Annotated in this window: 18 protein-coding genes and 1 pseudogene; 18 read left to right on the plus strand and 1 reads right to left on the minus strand. The window is 60.9% G+C overall.

The genetic code is table 11. The features are described 5' to 3' along the window. The 18 genes and pseudogenes from BLX41_RS16365 to BLX41_RS16450 all read left to right on the plus strand — a co-directional run. Positions 1–183, plus strand: a pseudogene (locus BLX41_RS16365) (phosphate acyltransferase PlsX); the annotation flags it as partial. Between the two features lie 126 nt (positions 184–309). Continuing rightward, positions 310–1,248 (plus strand): ACP S-malonyltransferase, encoded by a 939-nt coding sequence (fabD, locus tag BLX41_RS16370; RefSeq protein ID WP_123725742.1) that lies wholly within the window; start codon positions 310–312, stop codon positions 1,246–1,248. A gap of 16 nt (positions 1,249–1,264) precedes the next feature. Then, complete coding sequence (gene fabG / locus BLX41_RS16375) at positions 1,265–2,005, plus strand: 3-oxoacyl-ACP reductase FabG (protein ID WP_011060118.1); 741 nt, start codon at positions 1,265–1,267, stop codon at positions 2,003–2,005. Between the two features lie 196 nt (positions 2,006–2,201). After that, positions 2,202–2,438, plus strand: a complete 237-nt coding sequence (gene acpP / locus BLX41_RS16380; RefSeq protein ID WP_003175607.1) for an acyl carrier protein — start codon at positions 2,202–2,204, stop codon at positions 2,436–2,438. A 110-nt stretch (positions 2,439–2,548) separates the two neighbouring features. Next, positions 2,549–3,793, plus strand: coding sequence for a beta-ketoacyl-ACP synthase II (gene fabF / locus BLX41_RS16385; RefSeq protein ID WP_011060119.1), 1,245 nt, complete (start codon positions 2,549–2,551; stop codon positions 3,791–3,793). After that, a complete protein-coding gene (gene pabC / locus BLX41_RS16390; RefSeq protein ID WP_123725743.1) occupies positions 3,793–4,608 on the plus strand; it encodes an aminodeoxychorismate lyase in 816 nt (271 codons plus the stop codon). The genes fabF and pabC overlap by 1 nt, the downstream gene beginning before the upstream one ends. Positions 4,609–4,611: 3 nt before the next feature. Then, on the plus strand, positions 4,612–5,793 hold the full coding sequence (gene mltG / locus BLX41_RS16395; protein WP_123725744.1) for an endolytic transglycosylase MltG: 1,182 nt from the start codon (positions 4,612–4,614) through the stop codon (positions 5,791–5,793). Between the two features lie 19 nt (positions 5,794–5,812). Continuing rightward, positions 5,813–6,445 (plus strand): dTMP kinase, encoded by a 633-nt coding sequence (gene tmk / locus BLX41_RS16400; RefSeq protein ID WP_123725745.1) that lies wholly within the window; start codon positions 5,813–5,815, stop codon positions 6,443–6,445. Beyond that, positions 6,438–7,424: a DNA polymerase III subunit delta' gene (locus BLX41_RS16405; RefSeq protein ID WP_123725746.1), complete on the plus strand. Its 987-nt coding sequence runs from the start codon at positions 6,438–6,440 to the stop codon at positions 7,422–7,424. The genes tmk and BLX41_RS16405 overlap by 8 nt, the downstream gene beginning before the upstream one ends. Before the next feature lie 84 nt (positions 7,425–7,508). Continuing rightward, a complete protein-coding gene (locus BLX41_RS16410; protein WP_102878936.1) occupies positions 7,509–8,300 on the plus strand; it encodes a TatD family hydrolase in 792 nt (263 codons plus the stop codon). 803 nt (positions 8,301–9,103) lie between these two features. Continuing rightward, a complete protein-coding gene (locus tag BLX41_RS16415) occupies positions 9,104–9,742 on the plus strand; it encodes a TetR/AcrR family transcriptional regulator (RefSeq protein WP_011060125.1) in 639 nt (212 codons plus the stop codon). A 138-nt stretch (positions 9,743–9,880) separates the two neighbouring features. After that, a complete protein-coding gene (locus BLX41_RS16420) occupies positions 9,881–10,849 on the plus strand; it encodes a GTP 3',8-cyclase MoaA (protein ID WP_123725747.1) in 969 nt (322 codons plus the stop codon). 100 nt (positions 10,850–10,949) lie between these two features. Beyond that, positions 10,950–11,552 carry a DUF4823 domain-containing protein gene (locus BLX41_RS16425; RefSeq protein WP_102863903.1) on the plus strand — a complete coding sequence of 201 codons (603 nt, stop codon included), beginning with the start codon at positions 10,950–10,952 and terminating at the stop codon, positions 11,550–11,552. Between the two features lie 18 nt (positions 11,553–11,570). Beyond that, a complete protein-coding gene (locus BLX41_RS16430) occupies positions 11,571–12,134 on the plus strand; it encodes a DUF1285 domain-containing protein (RefSeq protein WP_123725748.1) in 564 nt (187 codons plus the stop codon). A gap of 71 nt (positions 12,135–12,205) precedes the next feature. Beyond that, positions 12,206–12,919: a GntR family transcriptional regulator gene (locus BLX41_RS16435; RefSeq protein ID WP_123725749.1), complete on the plus strand. Its 714-nt coding sequence runs from the start codon at positions 12,206–12,208 to the stop codon at positions 12,917–12,919. After that, positions 12,916–13,914: an ADP-ribosylglycohydrolase family protein gene (locus BLX41_RS16440; protein ID WP_123725750.1), complete on the plus strand. Its 999-nt coding sequence runs from the start codon at positions 12,916–12,918 to the stop codon at positions 13,912–13,914. Before BLX41_RS16435 ends, BLX41_RS16440 begins: the two co-directional genes overlap by 4 nt. Before the next feature lie 121 nt (positions 13,915–14,035). Then, the gene (locus BLX41_RS16445; protein WP_123725751.1) at positions 14,036–15,502 is read left to right on the plus strand and encodes a purine-cytosine permease family protein; all 1,467 of its coding nucleotides are present in this window, start codon (positions 14,036–14,038) and stop codon (positions 15,500–15,502) included. Next, positions 15,495–16,412 carry a PfkB family carbohydrate kinase gene (locus tag BLX41_RS16450; RefSeq protein WP_123725752.1) on the plus strand — a complete coding sequence of 306 codons (918 nt, stop codon included), beginning with the start codon at positions 15,495–15,497 and terminating at the stop codon, positions 16,410–16,412. Before BLX41_RS16445 ends, BLX41_RS16450 begins: the two co-directional genes overlap by 8 nt. A 7-nt stretch (positions 16,413–16,419) precedes the next feature. On the opposite strand, the gene BLX41_RS16455 is transcribed toward BLX41_RS16450, so the two are convergent. Then, positions 16,420–16,800: a termination factor Rho gene (locus BLX41_RS16455; protein WP_123725753.1), complete on the minus strand. Its 381-nt coding sequence runs from the start codon at positions 16,798–16,800 to the stop codon at positions 16,420–16,422. Positions 16,801–16,908: the final 108 nt, after the last annotated feature.

The raw sequence follows: 16,908 nt of genomic DNA on the forward strand, positions 1-16,908 counted from the left end.
GCGGACCTGGCGCCTGCTCGGCACAACGGTGCGAGTTTCCTCGGGTTGCAGGGGATTGTGGTGAAAAGCCACGGTTCGGCTGGGGTTCAGGGTTTTCAGAGTGCGATTCAGCGCGCGCTGATTGAAATTCAGGAAGACTTGCCGCGACGCCTGCATGGGCGTCTTGAAGACCTGTTGCTTTAGGCGTTTTCCCTATGGAGTGCTTAAATGTGACCGCTCAGTTCAATTGGCCATCCAACTGTCAGTTTCTTGCGTCCACTGCGGTGTGACGTCAATTCTCCGACGACAAGATCATTAGGGGCTTGTTACATGTCTGCATCCCTCGCATTCGTCTTTCCAGGACAGGGCTCGCAGTCCCTCGGCATGTTGGCCGAGCTGGGCGCGCAGTACCCGCTGATCCTCGATACGTTCAAAGAAGCCTCCGATGCTCTGGGCTACGACCTCTGGGCTCTGACCCAGCAAGGTCCCGAAGAGCTGCTCAATCAGACCGACAAGACTCAACCGGCCATCCTCACTGCCTCCGTCGCCCTGTGGCGCGTATGGCTGGCCGAGGGCGGCGCGCGCCCGGCCTTCGTCGCGGGTCACAGCCTGGGTGAATACAGTGCCCTGGTGGCCGCCGGTAGCCTGACTCTGGCCGAAGCGGTCAAGTTGGTGGAGCGCCGTGGTCAGTTGATGCAGGAAGCCGTGCCTGCGGGGCAGGGTGGCATGGCAGCGATTCTTGGCCTGGACGATGCCGACGTAGTGGCCGCCTGTGCAGAGGCGGCACAAGGCGAAGTCGTTAGCGCGGTGAACTATAACTCCCCGGGCCAGGTGGTCATCGCCGGTGCCAAGTCTGCGGTGGATCGTGCCATTGAGGGCTGCAAGGCTCGTGGTGCCAAGCGTGCCATGCCATTGCCGGTCAGCGTGCCATCCCATTGCGAGCTGATGCGCCCTGCGGCTGAGCGTTTCGCTGAGTCGATTGCTGCGATCAACTGGCAGGCTCCGCAGATTCCGCTGGTGCAGAATGTCAGCGCGGCTGTAGCGGCCGACCTGGACACCCTCAAGCGCGACCTGCTGGAGCAGCTGTACAAGCCGGTGCGTTGGGTCGAGTCGGTGCAGACCCTCGCGGCCAAAGGCGCTACCCAATTGGTCGAGTGCGGTCCGGGCAAGGTCCTGGCCGGTCTCAACAAGCGCTGCGCCGAAGGCGTATCGACCTCTAACCTGAATACCCCAGATGCTTTCGCTGCCGCTCGTGCAGCGTTGGCCTGAACTAGGAGAAGCTTGCATGAGTCTGCAAGGTAAAGTTGCACTGGTGACCGGCGCCAGCCGTGGGATCGGCCAGGCCATTGCGCTTGAGTTGGGTCGTATGGGCGCCACGGTGGTGGGTACTGCCACTTCCGCTTCGGGGGCCGAGCGCATCGCCGCCACTCTCAAGGAAAACGGCATTCAAGGCACTGGACTTGAGCTCAATGTCACCAGCGACGAGTCCGTGGCTGCTGTCCTGGCGAGTATCACCGAGCAGTTCGGTGCGCCGGCGATCCTGGTGAACAACGCCGGTATCACTCGCGACAACCTGATGATGCGCATGAAAGATGACGAGTGGTACGACGTGGTCGATACCAACTTGAACAGTCTGTATCGCCTGTCCAAGGGCGTTCTGCGTGGTATGACCAAGGCTCGTTGGGGTCGAATTATCAGTATTGGCTCGGTTGTGGGTGCCATGGGCAACGCAGGCCAAGTAAACTACGCCGCCGCCAAAGCCGGTCTGGAAGGTTTCAGCCGTGCCCTGGCGCGTGAAGTGGGTTCGCGGTCGATCACTGTGAACTCGGTTGCTCCAGGTTTTATCGATACCGATATGACCCGCGAGCTACCGGAGGCACAGCGTGAAGCCCTGCTGACGCAAATTCCGCTGGGTCGTCTGGGTCAGGCTCAAGAGATCGCGCAAGTGGTCGCTTTTCTGGCATCCGACGGTGCGGCATACGTTACTGGGGCTACAATCCCGGTCAACGGCGGGATGTATATGTGAGTCAAATGTGACGGATTGCTTCAAAAAAATGTCATACGAGCTGTCTAAAATCCGTTATAAAGCTGCAATCAATTTATAGGCAGATGGCCAAAGGGTTTGAGGGATGAAGCTTTCAGTTGAAAAGCTGAAAAGCCTTTCTATACACTTACCCACTGGCCAGCTGCCTGAATTTGTCCATTAGGAGTGAAAACAAGGTATGAGCACCATCGAAGAGCGCGTCAAGAAAATCGTTGCTGAGCAACTGGGCGTTAAAGAAGAAGAAGTTGTGAACACCGCTTCCTTCGTTGAAGACCTGGGTGCCGACTCCCTTGACACCGTTGAGCTGGTGATGGCTCTGGAAGAGGAATTCGAGACCGAAATCCCTGACGAAGAAGCTGAAAAGATCACTACCGTTCAAGCAGCTATCGACTACGTTACCAGCCACCAGGCTTAATCGTTTGTAGTCGTCTTTTGCTGTCATGGAAAAACCGCACTGCCGTTACGGCGTGCGGTTTTTTCTTTAGGCCTGATACAAAGTGTCGTCATTAGAAAAAGGAGAGTGCTGTGTCGCGTAGACGCGTCGTAGTCACCGGTATGGGTATGTTGTCGCCACTGGGTACGGATGTACCGAGTAGCTGGCAGGGCATTCTGGCTGGCCAAAGTGGCATTGGTCTGATCGAACACACCGACCTTTCTGCCTATTCCACCCGTTTTGGCGGCTCGGTAAAGGGCTTCAATGTCGAGGAATACCTGTCGGTCAAAGAGGCCCGCAAACTCGACCTGTTCATTCAATACGGTCTGGCGGCCGGGTTTCAGGCGGTGCGTAACGCCGGCCTGGAAGTCACCGATGCCAACCGTGAGCGCATTGGCGTGGCCATGGGCTCGGGTATTGGCGGTTTGACCAATATCGAAGAAACCAGCCGCATCCTGCACGATTCCGGTCCACGACGGATCTCTCCGTTCTTCGTGCCCGGCTCGATCATCAATATGATTTCCGGTTTCCTGTCCATCCATCTGGGTGCCCAGGGGCCGAATTACGCCATTTCCACTGCCTGCACCACTGGTACCCATTGCATCGGCATGGCCGCGCGCAACATTGCCTACGGCGAAGCCGACGTGATGATTGCCGGTGGCGCCGAAATGGCCGCCTGTGGCCTGGGCATGGGGGGCTTCGGGGCGTCCCGTGCGCTGTCGACTCGCAATGACGAGCCGACCCGCGCCAGCCGTCCGTGGGACAAGGGCCGTGATGGCTTCGTGCTGTCCGACGGTGCGGGTGCCCTGGTTCTGGAAGAGCTGGAGCATGCCAAGGCCCGTGGCGCCACCATCTACGCTGAGCTGATCGGCTTCGGCATGAGCGGCGATGCCTACCACATGACGTCGCCGCCCGCCGATGGCGCCGGTGCCGCTCGCTGCATCGCCAACGCCTTGCGCGACGCCAAGCTCAATGTCGATCAAGTGCAGTACATCAATGCCCATGGCACTTCGACTCCGGCCGGTGACCTGGCGGAAGCCGAAGCGATCAAGAGCGTGTTCGGCGATCATGCCTACAAGCTCGCCGTCAGCTCCACCAAGTCCATGACCGGTCACCTGCTGGGTGCCGCCGGGGCGATCGAGGCGATCTTCAGCGTACTGGCAATCAACAGTCAGGCTGCGCCACCCACCATCAACCTGGATGAACCGGATGAGGGGTGCGACCTTGATTTTGTGCCGCACACTGCGCGCAGCATGGACATCGATGTGGTGCTCTCCAACTCCTTCGGCTTTGGTGGCACCAACGGCTCCCTGGTGTTCCGCCGGTTCTCCGAGTGATGCATAGCTGGGTCGACGGTCGGCCTGCTGACGCACTGTCGCTCAAGGACCGCGGCCTGGCCTATGGCGATGGGCTGTTCGAGACCATCGCTGTCCGATCCGGCAAGCCGCAATTGCTGGAGCGGCATCTGCAGCGTCTGGCCGAAGGCTGTCGACGTCTTGCTCTGAATGCGGATCAGTCGTTGATCCGCAATGAAGTACTGGCCTATGCGGCCGCTCTGGGTGAGGGCGTGCTCAAGCTGATTCTCACCCGGGGCGACAGCCTGCGAGGATATGCCGCCGATCCTGCAGGCGCGGCGCGGCGGATTCTCCAGGGTGGCCCCTTGCCGGCCTATCCTGCGGCTCATGCCGATCAGGGGGTGGGGCTATTCCCATGTGTCACGCGTTTATCCGAGCAGCCGCTGTTGGCTGGCCTCAAGCATCTCAATCGCCTTGAACAGGTTCTGGCTCGCGCAGAATGGCGCGACCCCGAGCACGCCGAGGGCTTGATGCTCGATGGTGCCGGACGGGTGATCGAAGGCGTATTCAGCAATCTGTTTCTGGTCAGCCAGGGACGTCTCCTGACGGCTGACCTGAGTCGCTGTGGTGTGGCTGGCGTGATGCGCGCTGAAATTTTGTTTCAGGCCGAGTCACAAGGCATCCCCGTTGAAGTGGCGGATATCAGTCTTGATCAACTGCAACAGGCGGACGAGGTCTTCGTCTGCAACAGCGTCTATGGCATCTGGCCGGTGCGTGCCTGCGTCGGGATGCGCTGGTCGGCAGGACCGCTCACCCGTAAACTGCAGGGCATTACCCGCGCACTACTGGATGCTTGATTCGTGAGACGTAAACTTCTGCTCCTGCTGGAAACCGGACTGGTCCTGGCAGGGCTGCTGCTGGGCGTGAGTGCCTGGAAACTGCACTCGGCCCTGGAACAACCGCTGAACCTGACTCAGGAGCTGCTGCTCGATGTTCCCGCCGGTTCTACTCCCACCGGAACCTTCAATCGTCTGCAGGCTGATGGCGTGATCGAGGATGCGTTCTGGCTGCGTCTGTACTGGCGTTTCAACTTGCCGGGCCAGCCTTTGCACAGCGGCGAGTACCGTATGACACCGGGCATGACTGCCGAAGGCCTGATCGGTCTCTGGCAGCGAGGTGAGGTGGTGCAGTACAGCCTGACCCTGGTGGAAGGCTGGAACTTCCGTCAGGTGCGCAGTGCCCTGGCCAAGAGCGACAAATTGCAACAGACCCTGGCAGGTCTCAGTGACAGCCAGGTGATGGAGAAGCTCGGTCACGGCGGCGTGTTTCCCGAGGGGCGTTTCTTCCCCGATACCTATCGTTTTGTGCGGGGCATGACTGATGCCGAGCTCTTGGAGAAGGCCTACAATCGCCTGGACGAAGTGTTGGCCAGGGAGTGGGGCAAGCGTGCGGACGATGCGCCTTACAGCGACCCCTATCAGGCGCTGATCATGGCGTCCCTGGTGGAAAAGGAAACCGGCGTGCCCGAGGAGCGCGGACAGATTGCCGGGGTTTTTGTGCGGCGCATGCAGATCGGCATGCTGTTGCAGACCGATCCTACGGTGATCTATGGCCTGGGCGAGCGCTACACCGGCAAGCTGACTCGGGCGCACCTCAAGGAAGCCACACCCTATAACACCTATGTGATTGCCGGCTTGCCACCCACGCCGATTGCCATGGTCGGGCGCGAGGCGATTCATGCCGCTCTCAATCCGGTGCCGGGCAAGAGCCTGTACTTTGTTGCCCGTGGCGACGGTAGCCATGTGTTCTCCGATGATCTGGATGCCCATAACAGTGCCGTGCGCGAGTTTCAGCTCAAGCGTCGCGCCGACTATCGTTCCAGCCCGGCGCCAGTAACTGCTCCGGCCGTTCCCGAGACCGAGAGTCCGGTGCCGGCCGTCGCGCCTGAAGCGACACCGCAGAGCTCGCCGCCGGTGTTGCCCGCGCCGGCTGTGGTTCCGGCTCCGGTGGAGCCCGAACCCGCGCTGAAGAGCCCGCAATGACTTTGATTAAGGACTGCCTGTGACCGGCTTGTTTATTACCCTGGAAGGCCCGGAAGGTGCCGGCAAAAGCACCAACCGCGAATACCTCGCCGAGCGTTTGCGCGCCGCAGGTATCGAAGTGCTGTTGACTCGCGAGCCGGGTGGCACACCCTTGGCTGAGCGGATTCGCGAAGTGTTGCTGACTCCGGGTGAGGAGGTCATGAATGCCGATACCGAGTTGCTGTTGGTATTCGCTGCCCGCGCCCAGCACCTGGCCACCGTGATTCGCCCGGCGCTGGCCCGGGGGGCGGTGGTGCTGTGCGACCGCTTCACCGACTCGACCTACGCCTATCAGGGCGCTGGTCGTGGCCTGAGCCTTGCGCGCATCGCTGCACTGGAGGATTTCGTCCAGGGCGAGCTGCGCCCGGACCTGACCCTGGTCTTTGACCTGCCAGTGGAAGTCGGCCTGGCCCGGGCCAGTGCCCGTGGCCGGCTAGATCGCTTCGAGCAGGAAGGTCAGGCGTTTTTTCAGAAGGTCCGTGAGGCGTACCTGAAACGCGCCGAGGCTGCTCCACAGCGTTATTTCCTGGTGGATGCGGCGCAGCCACTGGCGCAGGTCCAGCAGTCCCTGGATGCCTTGCTGCCACAATTGCTGGAGCGCGCCCGTGGCTGAAGTCTTCCCTTGGCAGGACGGCCTCTGGCAGCAGTTGGCGGGGCGTGCACAGCATGCTCACGCGTACCTGTTGCACGGCCCGGCGGGAATTGGCAAGCGGGCCCTGGCCGAGCGCCTGATGGCGCGCCTGTTGTGCCAGCGCCCCGATGGGCTGGATGCCTGCGGTCAGTGCAAGTCTTGCCTGTTGTTGCAGGCGGGCAGTCATCCGGACAATTACGTGCTGGAGCCCGAAGAGGCGGACAAGGCGATCAAGGTCGATCAGGTTCGCGAGCTGGTGAGCTTCGTGGTCCAGACTGCGCAGCTGGGCGGGCGCAAGGTGGTGCTGATCGAGCCGGTGGAGTCGATGAACATCAACGCGTCCAATGCCCTGTTGAAAAGCCTTGAGGAGCCCTCGGGCGACACTGTGTTACTGCTGGTGAGCCATCAGCCCAGCCGGCTGTTGCCCACTATCAAGAGCCGTTGTGTGCAGCAGGCGTGTCCATTGCCCAGTGCGGCGATGAGTCGGCAGTGGCTGTCCCAAGCCTTGCCCGAATGCACCGAGGACGAGCGGTTGGAGCTGCTGACCCTGGCTGCGGGATCGCCGCTGGCTGCCGTCGGCTTGCAGGCCCAGGGGGTGCGTGAGCAGCGGGCGTTGGTGGTGGAGGGGGTGAAGAAGTTGCTCAAGCAGCAGCAATCGCCAACCCAGTTGGCCGAGGCGTGGAATGCCATTCCCTTGTTGCTGCTGTTCGATTGGTTCTGTGACTGGTCGAACCTGATCCTGCGCTACCAACTGACCCAGGACGAAGATGGCCTGGGTTTGCAGGACATGCGCAAGGTGCTGCAGTACCTGGCGCAAAAGTCCGGCCAGGACAAGGTGCTGGCGATCCAGGACTGGATCCTGGCCCAGCGGCAAAAGGTTCTGAGCAAGGCCAACCTCAACCGCGTGTTGCTGTTGGAGGCGCTGTTGGTGCAATGGTCGGCGCTGCCTACCCAGCGCTGACAGGCAGTGCCTAGAATCAAGCCTGTATCTGGCCGGACTGTGCAGTCCGGCCCTTTCATTTATCGGATGTAGTTGCAGCCTCTTATGCTCGTAGATTCCCATTGCCACCTTGATCGTCTCGACCTTGCCGCCCACGACGGCTCACTGGACGCCGCGCTTGATGCGGCCCGTCAGCGCGGTGTCGGGCATTTTCTGTGCATTGGCGTCAGTGCCGACAACGCGGCGGACGTCAAAGCCCTGGCCGAGCGTTATGACGACGTCGATTGTTCGGTGGGGGTGCATCCGTTGGATGTGCAGCCGGGGGCGGCACCGGCGCTGGACTGGTTGCTGGATGAATTGAACCACCCGCGGGTGGTGGCCATCGGCGAGACCGGCCTGGACTATCACTACGAGCCGGAAGCTGCCGAGTTGCAGCAGGAGTCCTTCCGCTTGCACCTGCAGGCCGCACAGCAGACTGGCAAGCCGGTGGTCGTGCATACCCGCGGTGCCCGGGCCGATACGCTGGCGCTGTTGCGTGAAGCTGCATTGCCCAATGCCGGCGTACTGCATTGCTTCACCGAGGACTGGGACATGGCCAAGGCGGCTCTGGACCTGGGCTTCTATATTTCTCTATCGGGCATTGTCACCTTCCGCAATGCCGACGCGTTGCGCGATGTGGCGCGGCAGGTGCCTGCCGATCGCTTACTGGTGGAAACCGATTCGCCATATCTGGCGCCCATCCCCTATCGCGGCAAGCCCAACCTGCCGCAGTACGTGCGTGAAGTGGCGGAGTTCCTGGCGATGCTGCGGGGCGAAGCCTATGACGCCTTTGCCGAACAGACCACGGCCAATTTCAAGCGTCTGTTTCCCTTGGCGCGAGTCAAGGGCGAGGCCTGAGTCGCTTGCGCGTGGAAGGGCAAATTCCAGGCAAAAAAAACCCGGGTTCTGGGGGGTGAATCCGGGTTAAGACCATTAGGAGTAAAACTAAGGCACGCGGTCCTTCGGTACCTTGATCGGCGTTTCACTTGGGGGAGATGTCCCGCCGACAGTTCAAGTATTGATCACTATTGCATTCAGTCCAGTTGGCCCTGCTCGTTTTTTAAACAAATTTGGAATACGGGCGCTTCGGTTGAGTTCTCATCTGCCGTGTTTCAGGGCTTATTTCGCTGAAAATCCAAAAAAATCAGCCTTTTTTGCGCAAAACTTGCACGAATTCGACGGTTTTTCCCATCTGTTAAACACACAAGCTGTTGCAGTTTAATTTCCCGGGAAGCCTGATCCTCATCAATGGCATCAATACTTTCAGACCTATCATCTGTCCTGGATGGCTCTTTCGAGGCTCATCGGTGATATTTCCTGATGCTGATAAAGGCAACACTCCTGCGAAGCATTGAAGCTATTGCGACTCATTGCGGTGTTTTCGTCGAGTGTGGGGCTGAGGCCGGTATCGAGACCCGATTACAGAAAAATCGAGACTTTACGGTCTGATCCGAGGCTATATAGCTATCGATGTTTTCTATTTGAACCGCTTGCCGGCCCCGTATTCACTGGATTTTCCGGATATTTGCGACTCATCTGTGTCCTTTCGTCTGGTGGGCTTTTACGTCAGAAGCAGTGGCAACGACGGATGATCCGTGCATTTTGGCGCAAGTTAGGCATAATACGCGGCTTCGATTTTGACCCCGAACAGACCTTTTCTTATGCAGAAAGAACCTCGTAAGGTCCGTGAGTTTCGTCGCCGTGAGCAAGAAATTCTCGATACCGCGCTCAAGCTGTTCCTCGAACAAGGTGAAGACAGTGTCACCGTCGAGATGATTGCGGATGCCGTGGGTATCGGCAAAGGGACCATCTACAAGCATTTCAAGTCCAAGGCGGAGATCTACCTGCGCCTGATGCTCGACTATGAGCGTGACCTGAACGAGCTGCTGCACTCTGCCGATGTCGACAAGGACAAGGAGGCCCTGTCCCGGGCCTACTTCGAGTTCCGCATGCGCGACCCGCAGCGTTACCGGCTGTTCGACCGCCTGGAAGAGAAGGTGGTCAAGGGCAATCAGGTGCCGGAGATGGTCGAGGAACTGCACAAGATCCGTGCTTCCAACTTCGAGCGCCTGACCCTGCTGATCAAGGGCCGCATCAGCGAAGGCAAGCTGGAAGATGTGCCGCCTTACTTCCACTACTGCGCCTCCTGGGCGCTGGTACACGGTGCCGTGGCGCTCTATCACTCGCCGTTCTGGAGCAATGTGCTCGAGGATCAGGAGGGTTTCTTCCAGTTCCTGATGGACATTGGCGTGCGCATGGGCAACAAGCGCAAGCGCGACCCCGACACTTCCAACAGCTGAGGCATTCGCCCGTTGTATTGCACCATCGGGTAACTGTATGGCGCGGTGTCCGAGGAATATACTCAGGCATGGGACTTGCTAAAACCTGATTTTTGAGTCAGGTTTTGCCGGTTCTCCCTTCCTACGCCGGAGTCATCCATGATCGTTGATCGTCAAGGCAGGCGCTTTCGCAACTTGCGGATCAGCCTGACGTCTGCCTGCAACTACGCCTGTACCTACTGCGTGCCCAACGGCAAGCGGCTGGTGGCTGCCCAGGATGAGTTGTCGGCCCAGGCGATGGCTCGGGGCGTGGCGTATCTGATCGAAGCGGCCGGCATCGAACGCTTGCGCATCACCGGCGGTGAGCCCCTGGTCAGCCCCAAGCTGGAAGCCTTCATGGGGGCGGTGGGGCGGATGGGCCTGGATGACATCAGTCTGACCACCAACGGCCAGTTGCTGGCGCGCAAGCTGCCATTGTTGCTGGATGCAGGGATTCGTCGAATCAACGTTTCTCTCGACACTCTGGATGCCAAGGCCTTTCGCAGTATCGCTCGTGGCGGGGATCTGGCCACTGTGCTCGATGGCATGCAGCAAGCCCGTGCGGCGGGGTTGAAGATCAAGGTCAACATGGTGCCGTTGCGCGGACAGAACCTGGATCAGGTCATGCCGTTGCTCGACTACTGCCTGCAGCAGGGTTATGAATTGCGTTTCATCGAATTGATGCGCATGGGCCACCTGGCCAGCGACGGCAATGCCTTCCTGCAGCAGTTTGTCAGCCTGCAGCAGTTGCTGGACCTGATCGGCCAGCGCTACGAATACCTCCAGGCCGACGCCCCAATGGATGCCACGGCCGTGCGCTACGAGATTCCCGGCCTTGGCCATTTCGGAGTGATTGCCAACGAGAGTGTGCCGTTCTGCCGGACTTGCTCGCGCTTGCGGCTGTCTTCCACTGGCTGGTTGCACGGCTGCCTGTCTTCGAGCAATCGTCACTATGTTGGCGATCTGCTGGACAAGCCGCGCCATCAAGCCTTGCCGGCCCTGCAGCGCCTGTTGGTCAAGGCCTTGGGCGACAAGCAGGATGTGGCTTTCTCCGGCGGTGCCACGGTGATGAAGATCATCGGCGGCTGATGCTGATTTTCAGTGAATTTCCTTCAATCGCGTAGCTGGCGCGGAAGCTGCATCCCGTGGCCATTCGCCGGTTTTCCGTCACCGGATTTTGGAGGGTAGGATGCGTAGCCTGGTTTTGCTGCTGGCCTTTTTGGCGCTCGGCGGCTGCATGAATGTCAGTGATATGGGCGAAGGGGTGCGTTATCACCTGAGTGACGCTGGGGTGCTCGACCACAGTGATACCCGCCGTACCAGCTCATTCCGCATTCAGCCGGATTCGTTCATTTTCATCGCCCAGGGGCCTTTCGCTCCCCCAGGCAGCGCTTACCCGCGACCCAACGTGGTGGCGGAGGAAGCCTTCAACGGCTTTATCGAATATTTCCCCATGGTGCGTCGCGCTCGAGCAGCCGAAGGCCTCAACGAAGCCATGGCCGAAGCCCGGGAGCTGGGGGCGCACTATCTGCTCTACGCCCGTTTTGCCAAGGCGGATGACCGCATCGGCAACTCCGATGAGTGGCTGGATCAGGAAGCGGTGGACCGCCTGGGGGTCGATACCAGCACCATCCAGATCATGCTGATCGAAACCAGTACCCAGTATCTGATCGATTCGGCACGTATTCGCAGTCGTGGCGGTTTACTGACGTTCCACGACAATAAGCCCCAGGATCTGCTCGGCCCGCCGTTGCAGCAATACGCGCGCGGTTTGCTGGGCTTGAGCGACTGATTGATTGAGGAGAGCGGTATGAGTGGTCCAGGCAAGGCCAACGACCTGTTGGCGCAGATTCCCAAGGCCGAGAAGGGCCTGCCGCCGGTCCACCTGTGGAACCCCGATTTCTGCGGCGATATCGACATGCGCATCGCTCGCGACGGTACCTGGTATTACCTGGGCACGCCCATCGGCCGCAAGCCGATGGTCAAGCTGTTCTCCACGATCATCCGCCGCGATGGCGACCTGTACTTTCTCATCACTCCGGTGGAAAAAGTGGGGATCAAGGTTGATGACGCACCTTTCGTCGCTGTGACCCTGGAGGTCGAAGGACGGGGCGAAAGCCAGGTGCTGCGCTTCACTACCAATGTCGATGAACAGGTGGTTGCCGGCGCTGAACATCCCCTGCGCGTGGTGATCGATCCTCAGACCCAGGAGCCTGCGCCCTATATCCTGGTTCGACACAATCTTGAGGCACTGATCCATCGCAACGTCTTCTACCAATTGGTGGAACTGGCACAGACGCGCACCCTTGAAGGCCAGAACTGGCTGGGGGTGTGGAGCAGCGGAACATTTTTTCCAATAGGTCTTGAGCCTTAGGCAGACGTTTCACGCTGATGTAAGAAGATATTTCTTGCTCTTGATCCGACCTTTCATGTATCAAATCGGACATGATCAAACATGTCCGATTCGATAAGAAAACAAGAGTGGTCGACGAGCTGATCCGGCGCATTGAAAGCGGTCTCATGGAAGACGGTTTCCAGCTTCCGGGAGAGCACCAGTTGGCCGAGGAGTTCGGTGTCAGTCGCGGCACCTTGCGCGAGGCCCTGGCCGAGCTCAAGCGTCGCAACTACATCGCCACACAGAGTGGCGTCGGCTCCATCGTCACTTTCGATGGCGTGGCCCTGGACCAGCATCATGGTTGGGCCCAGGCCCTGGCCGACAGCGGAGCCCTGGTCAATACCGAGGTGCTGCGTCTGGAGGCAATCTGCCGTCCCGACCTCAAGCACCGCCTGGGCACTGACCAATTCATTGCCCTGGACCGCCGGCGCCGCAGCACCGAGGGTCGGGTGCTGTCCCTTGAACGTTCCCTGATCCCGGCATCCGGCGAGCTTGAAGGCCTGCCCCGGGTTGGCCTGATCGATGATTCCCTGACCATTACCCTGGCCGCCTACGGCTATATCGGCGAGCGTGGCGATCAGTGGATCGGCGCTGAACCCTTGAGTGCCGAAGACGCCGAGCTACTGGGTCGTACTCCTGGGGAAGTGTTCCTCAAGGCCCTGCGCACCACCTATGACCGCCAGGGACGCTTCATGGAGCAGGTGGAGAGCCTGTTGGACCCGCAGCATTTTCGCATGCACCTGCAATTTGGAGAGTCGCGTTGAGCCCGCTCCGGCGGGCGCTTGGAGCTTTTTATGGATTGGCCCTGGGCGACGCCCTGGGCATGCCGACCCAGTCCCTGAGTCGGGAACAGATCCAGCAGCGCTTCGGCGTTATCCGTAGCCTTGAAGATGCCGGGCCGGACCAGCCGATCGCCGCGAATATGCCGGCCGGCTCCATCACCGATGACACCGAGCAGGCGATCCTGGTGGGCCGTCTGCTGGTTCAGGGCCAAGGCCGGATCGCTCCCACTGCGCTGGCCAGGAGCCTCATCGAATGGGAAGCCGCGATGCAGGCCAAAGGCTCCCAGGACCTGCTCGGTCCTTCCACCAAACACGCTATTGAACTGATCCTCGCTGGCCATTCGGTGGAAGAGGCCGGCCGCTACGGCACCACCAATGGCGCCGCGATGCGTATCACACCAGTGGGCATCGCCAGCGATGTCGCCCACTGCGACGGTTTCATCCAGGCGGTGGTCCAGGCGTGCCAGGTCACCCACAACACCAGCCTGGGTATCGCCAGTGCGGCGGCGGTGGCGGCGGTGGTGTCCGCTGGGATCAATGGCGCATGCCTGGTCGACGCGCTGCCCCTTGGCGCGCGGATTGCCCGGCAGGCGCAGGCTCAAGGGTACTGGGTCGCCGGTGCCAATATTGCCGCGCGCCTGGAGTGGGTCGCCACGCTGAGCGTGGATGGCGACAAGCAGGGGTTTGCCCGGATGCTCTATGAGCTGGTGGGTACCTCGGTGGCTTCCCAGGAGTCGGTGGTGACCAGCTTTGCCCTGGCCGGGCAAGTGGCGCTTGGTCACCTGGAGGCCTTCGAGGCCCTGTGCATGGCTGCCAGCCTGGGGGGCGATACCGACACGATTGCCGCGATTCTCGGGGCCATGCTCGGCGCCTGCCTCGGACTGGAGGCGTGGCCCAGCGATTTGATCGACCGTGTGCAGCAGATCAATGAACTCGATTTGCAGCCCCTGGTACAGGAGCTGCTGGCTCTGCGCTGAGCCATCTTGCTCTGAGAACACCTAAGGCTATGGAAAGCTAAAAACACGGCCAGGAATGCCGGGATGTTCAGCGACTTCCGAAATTGCCAAAAACCACAACAATGGCAACAGGAGCCTTTTCATGAGTTCATCGACCGCCGGGCCTGGTGCCGGGCAACTGGAAACCCGTGGTATCGAGCCGGTTCCGGAAGCGGAGTGCAACGGCCATCCTTTGCAGCTGTTCTGGGTCTGGTTCGCGGCCAATATCAGTATTCTCGGGTTGCCCCTGGGGGCGACTCTGGTGGCGTTTCGCGGTCTGTCGATCTGGCAGGTGCTGCTGGTGGCGATCCTGGGGTCGGTGGGGTCGTTCGCGGTGGTCGGGCTGATATCGGTGGCCGGTCGTCGGGGGCGGGCGCCGAGCCTCACCCTGTCCCGGGCAGTTTTCGGTGTACGCGGCAATATCGGTCCGACCCTGGTGTCCATGCTGTCGCGAGTCGGTTGGGAGACGGTCAATACCACCACGGCAGCCTTTGTTCTCCTGTCCCTGAGTTCGATCCTGTTCCACACCCCGGCCTCGGCCAAGGACGCGCCGCTGCTGACCTTGCTGTTCATCGCTCTCTTCGTGCTCATGACGCTGAGTGTGTCCGGCCTGGGCCACGCCACGTTGCTGGTGATCCAGAAGTGGGCCACCTATGGATTCGGCGCGCTGAACGTACTGGTGGGCGGTTTTCTCTGTGCCACCATCGACTGGAACGCAGTGTTCAATGCCTCCCCCGCGCCCATGAGCGCGATAATCATCGGCATCGGCACCATGGCCGCAGGCACCGGGATCGGCTGGGCCAGCTCTGGGGCGGACATGTCTCGTTATCAGCAACGTTCGGTCACCGCCGGACGCCTGGTGGCCTCGGCGGCCTTCGGTGCCGGTATCCCGCTGGTGCTGCTGATCACCCTGGGGGGCTTGCTGTCGGTCGGCAATGATCATCTGGCTTCAGCGGTGGATCCGATCATCGCGATCCGCGACATGCTGCCGACCTGGATGGCCGTGCCTTACCTGATCGCCGCCTTTGGTGGCCTGCTGCTGTCCAACAACCTGTCGGTGTATTCCGCCGGTCTTACCGTGCTGACCCTGGGTCTCAAGGTCAAGCAGGTCTACGCGGTACTGGTGGAGATCGTGGCGATCTTCCTGGGTTCGATCTACTTCATGCTGATCGCCGACAGCTTCTACGGCCCCTTCATCAGCTTCATTTCCTTGCTGGCGGTGCCGATCACGGCCTGGGTGGGGATCTTTGTGGTGGACCTGATCCATCGCCACTACTACAGCGCCGATGATTTATTGAATATGGGCCCGAGCAGTGCCTACTGGTATCAGGGCGGCATCGAATGGCGGGCCTTTGGTGCCTGGGTGCTGGCCATCGTCCTGGGCTTCTGTTTCACCAGCATCGGCACCACTGCCGAGAACGTCTGGTTCACCGGGCCATTGGCCGATTCCTGGTTGGGGCAAAACGGTCTGGGCTGGATCGTCACCTTCCTGGTGGCCGGTGGTGGCTATGGCGTGCTGGGCAGCGCTCGTGATCGGCGTGGGGCTTTTATCGAGAATGCCAATGCCTAGATTGCTCCACAGTGGCCAGGTGATCGTCGACCTGGTGATGGCGGTGGATCGCCTGCCGGATTCCGGCGGCGATGTGCTGGCACAGTCGGCCAGTTTCGAGGCTGGCGGCGGTTTCAATGTCATGGCCGCGGCCGCGCGCAATGGCCTGCCGGTGGTCTATCTTGGCCGTCACGGTCAGGGACGCTTTGGTGATCTGGCGCGGCAGGCGATGCAGGCCGAAGGCATCCAGATGAGCCTGGAGCCCAGTCCTGGGGCCGACACCGGTCTATGCGTAGCCCTGACCGAAGCCTCCGCCGAACGCACCTTCATTTCCCACATCGGTGCCGAGGGTGAGCTGACGGCCGAAGACTTGGCGCAGGTCGAAGTGAGGGCGAGGGACTTCCTCTATGTCAGTGGCTACAGCCTGCTGCAGGCGAGCAAGGCAAAGGCCCTGGTCGACTGGCTGCTGGCGTTGCCACCCTCGGTGCCCCTGATGTTCGACCCGGGGCCGCTGCTGGACTCGGCGGAATCCCCGCTGATGGCGGCTTTGCTGCCACGTATCGATATCTGGAGCAGTAACCGAGTCGAGGCGCTGCGCTTGAGTGCCAGCTCGGAAATTGTCGAAGCCTTGCAGCAGCTCGGCTCAAGGTTGTCGTCCAAGGCATTGCTGGTACTGCGGGACGGTCCCCGGGGTTGCTGGATCGGCCAGCAGGGGCGGTCTGTTCTGGTGCCGGGGTTCAAGGTCGAAGCAGTGGACAGCAATGGTGCCGGCGATGCCCATGCCGGTGTCTTCGTCGCCGCGCTTGCTGCGGGTCATGAACCGCTGGCAGCGGCCCGTCGGGCCAATGCGGCGGCGGCCATCGCGGTTACCCGCCGTGGCCCGGCCACCGCGCCGTGCAGCGCCGAAGTGAACACAATGTTGCAGGTCTGATGGGCCATCAACCGGCCTTGCTCAGTGCCTCGATCAACGCCTGTTTGTCCATGCGCGAACGTCCCGGAATATTTTTCGCCCGGGCCTCGCGCATCAGGCTGTCCTTGTTTTGGGTGCTCAACGACGCCGCACTGTTTCGTGCATGTCCCTGACGGGTGGCCACGGCGCGCCGGGACGACTCGCTGCGGGCCCGGGCCTTCTCGGCTGGGGTCTTGTCCCGGCCGGAGCCACCGGCCCGTTCGCCACCACCGGACTGCTTGTTCACCGTTGCCCAGGCCCGGGCCTCGGCCTGTTCCTCAGGCAGCCCGCGTGCCTCATAGCTGGCTTCGATGGCCGCAGCCTTGCGCCGCTGGGCCAGGGTGTACTTGGCTTTGCTTCCTCGGGTCATGGGATTTCTCCTCAGGGGCCTGGTGTTCAGGGCCAGTTGGATTGAAGCGGCGGCAGGTGTTACTGGCTGCTGCCTTCAGAGCCTGCGCCGCCGGTGGTGGTTTTCGAT

This window comes from Pseudomonas protegens (assembly GCF_003732485.1).
In the GTDB taxonomy this organism is placed as follows: domain Bacteria; phylum Pseudomonadota; class Gammaproteobacteria; order Pseudomonadales; family Pseudomonadaceae; genus Aquipseudomonas; species Aquipseudomonas protegens_B.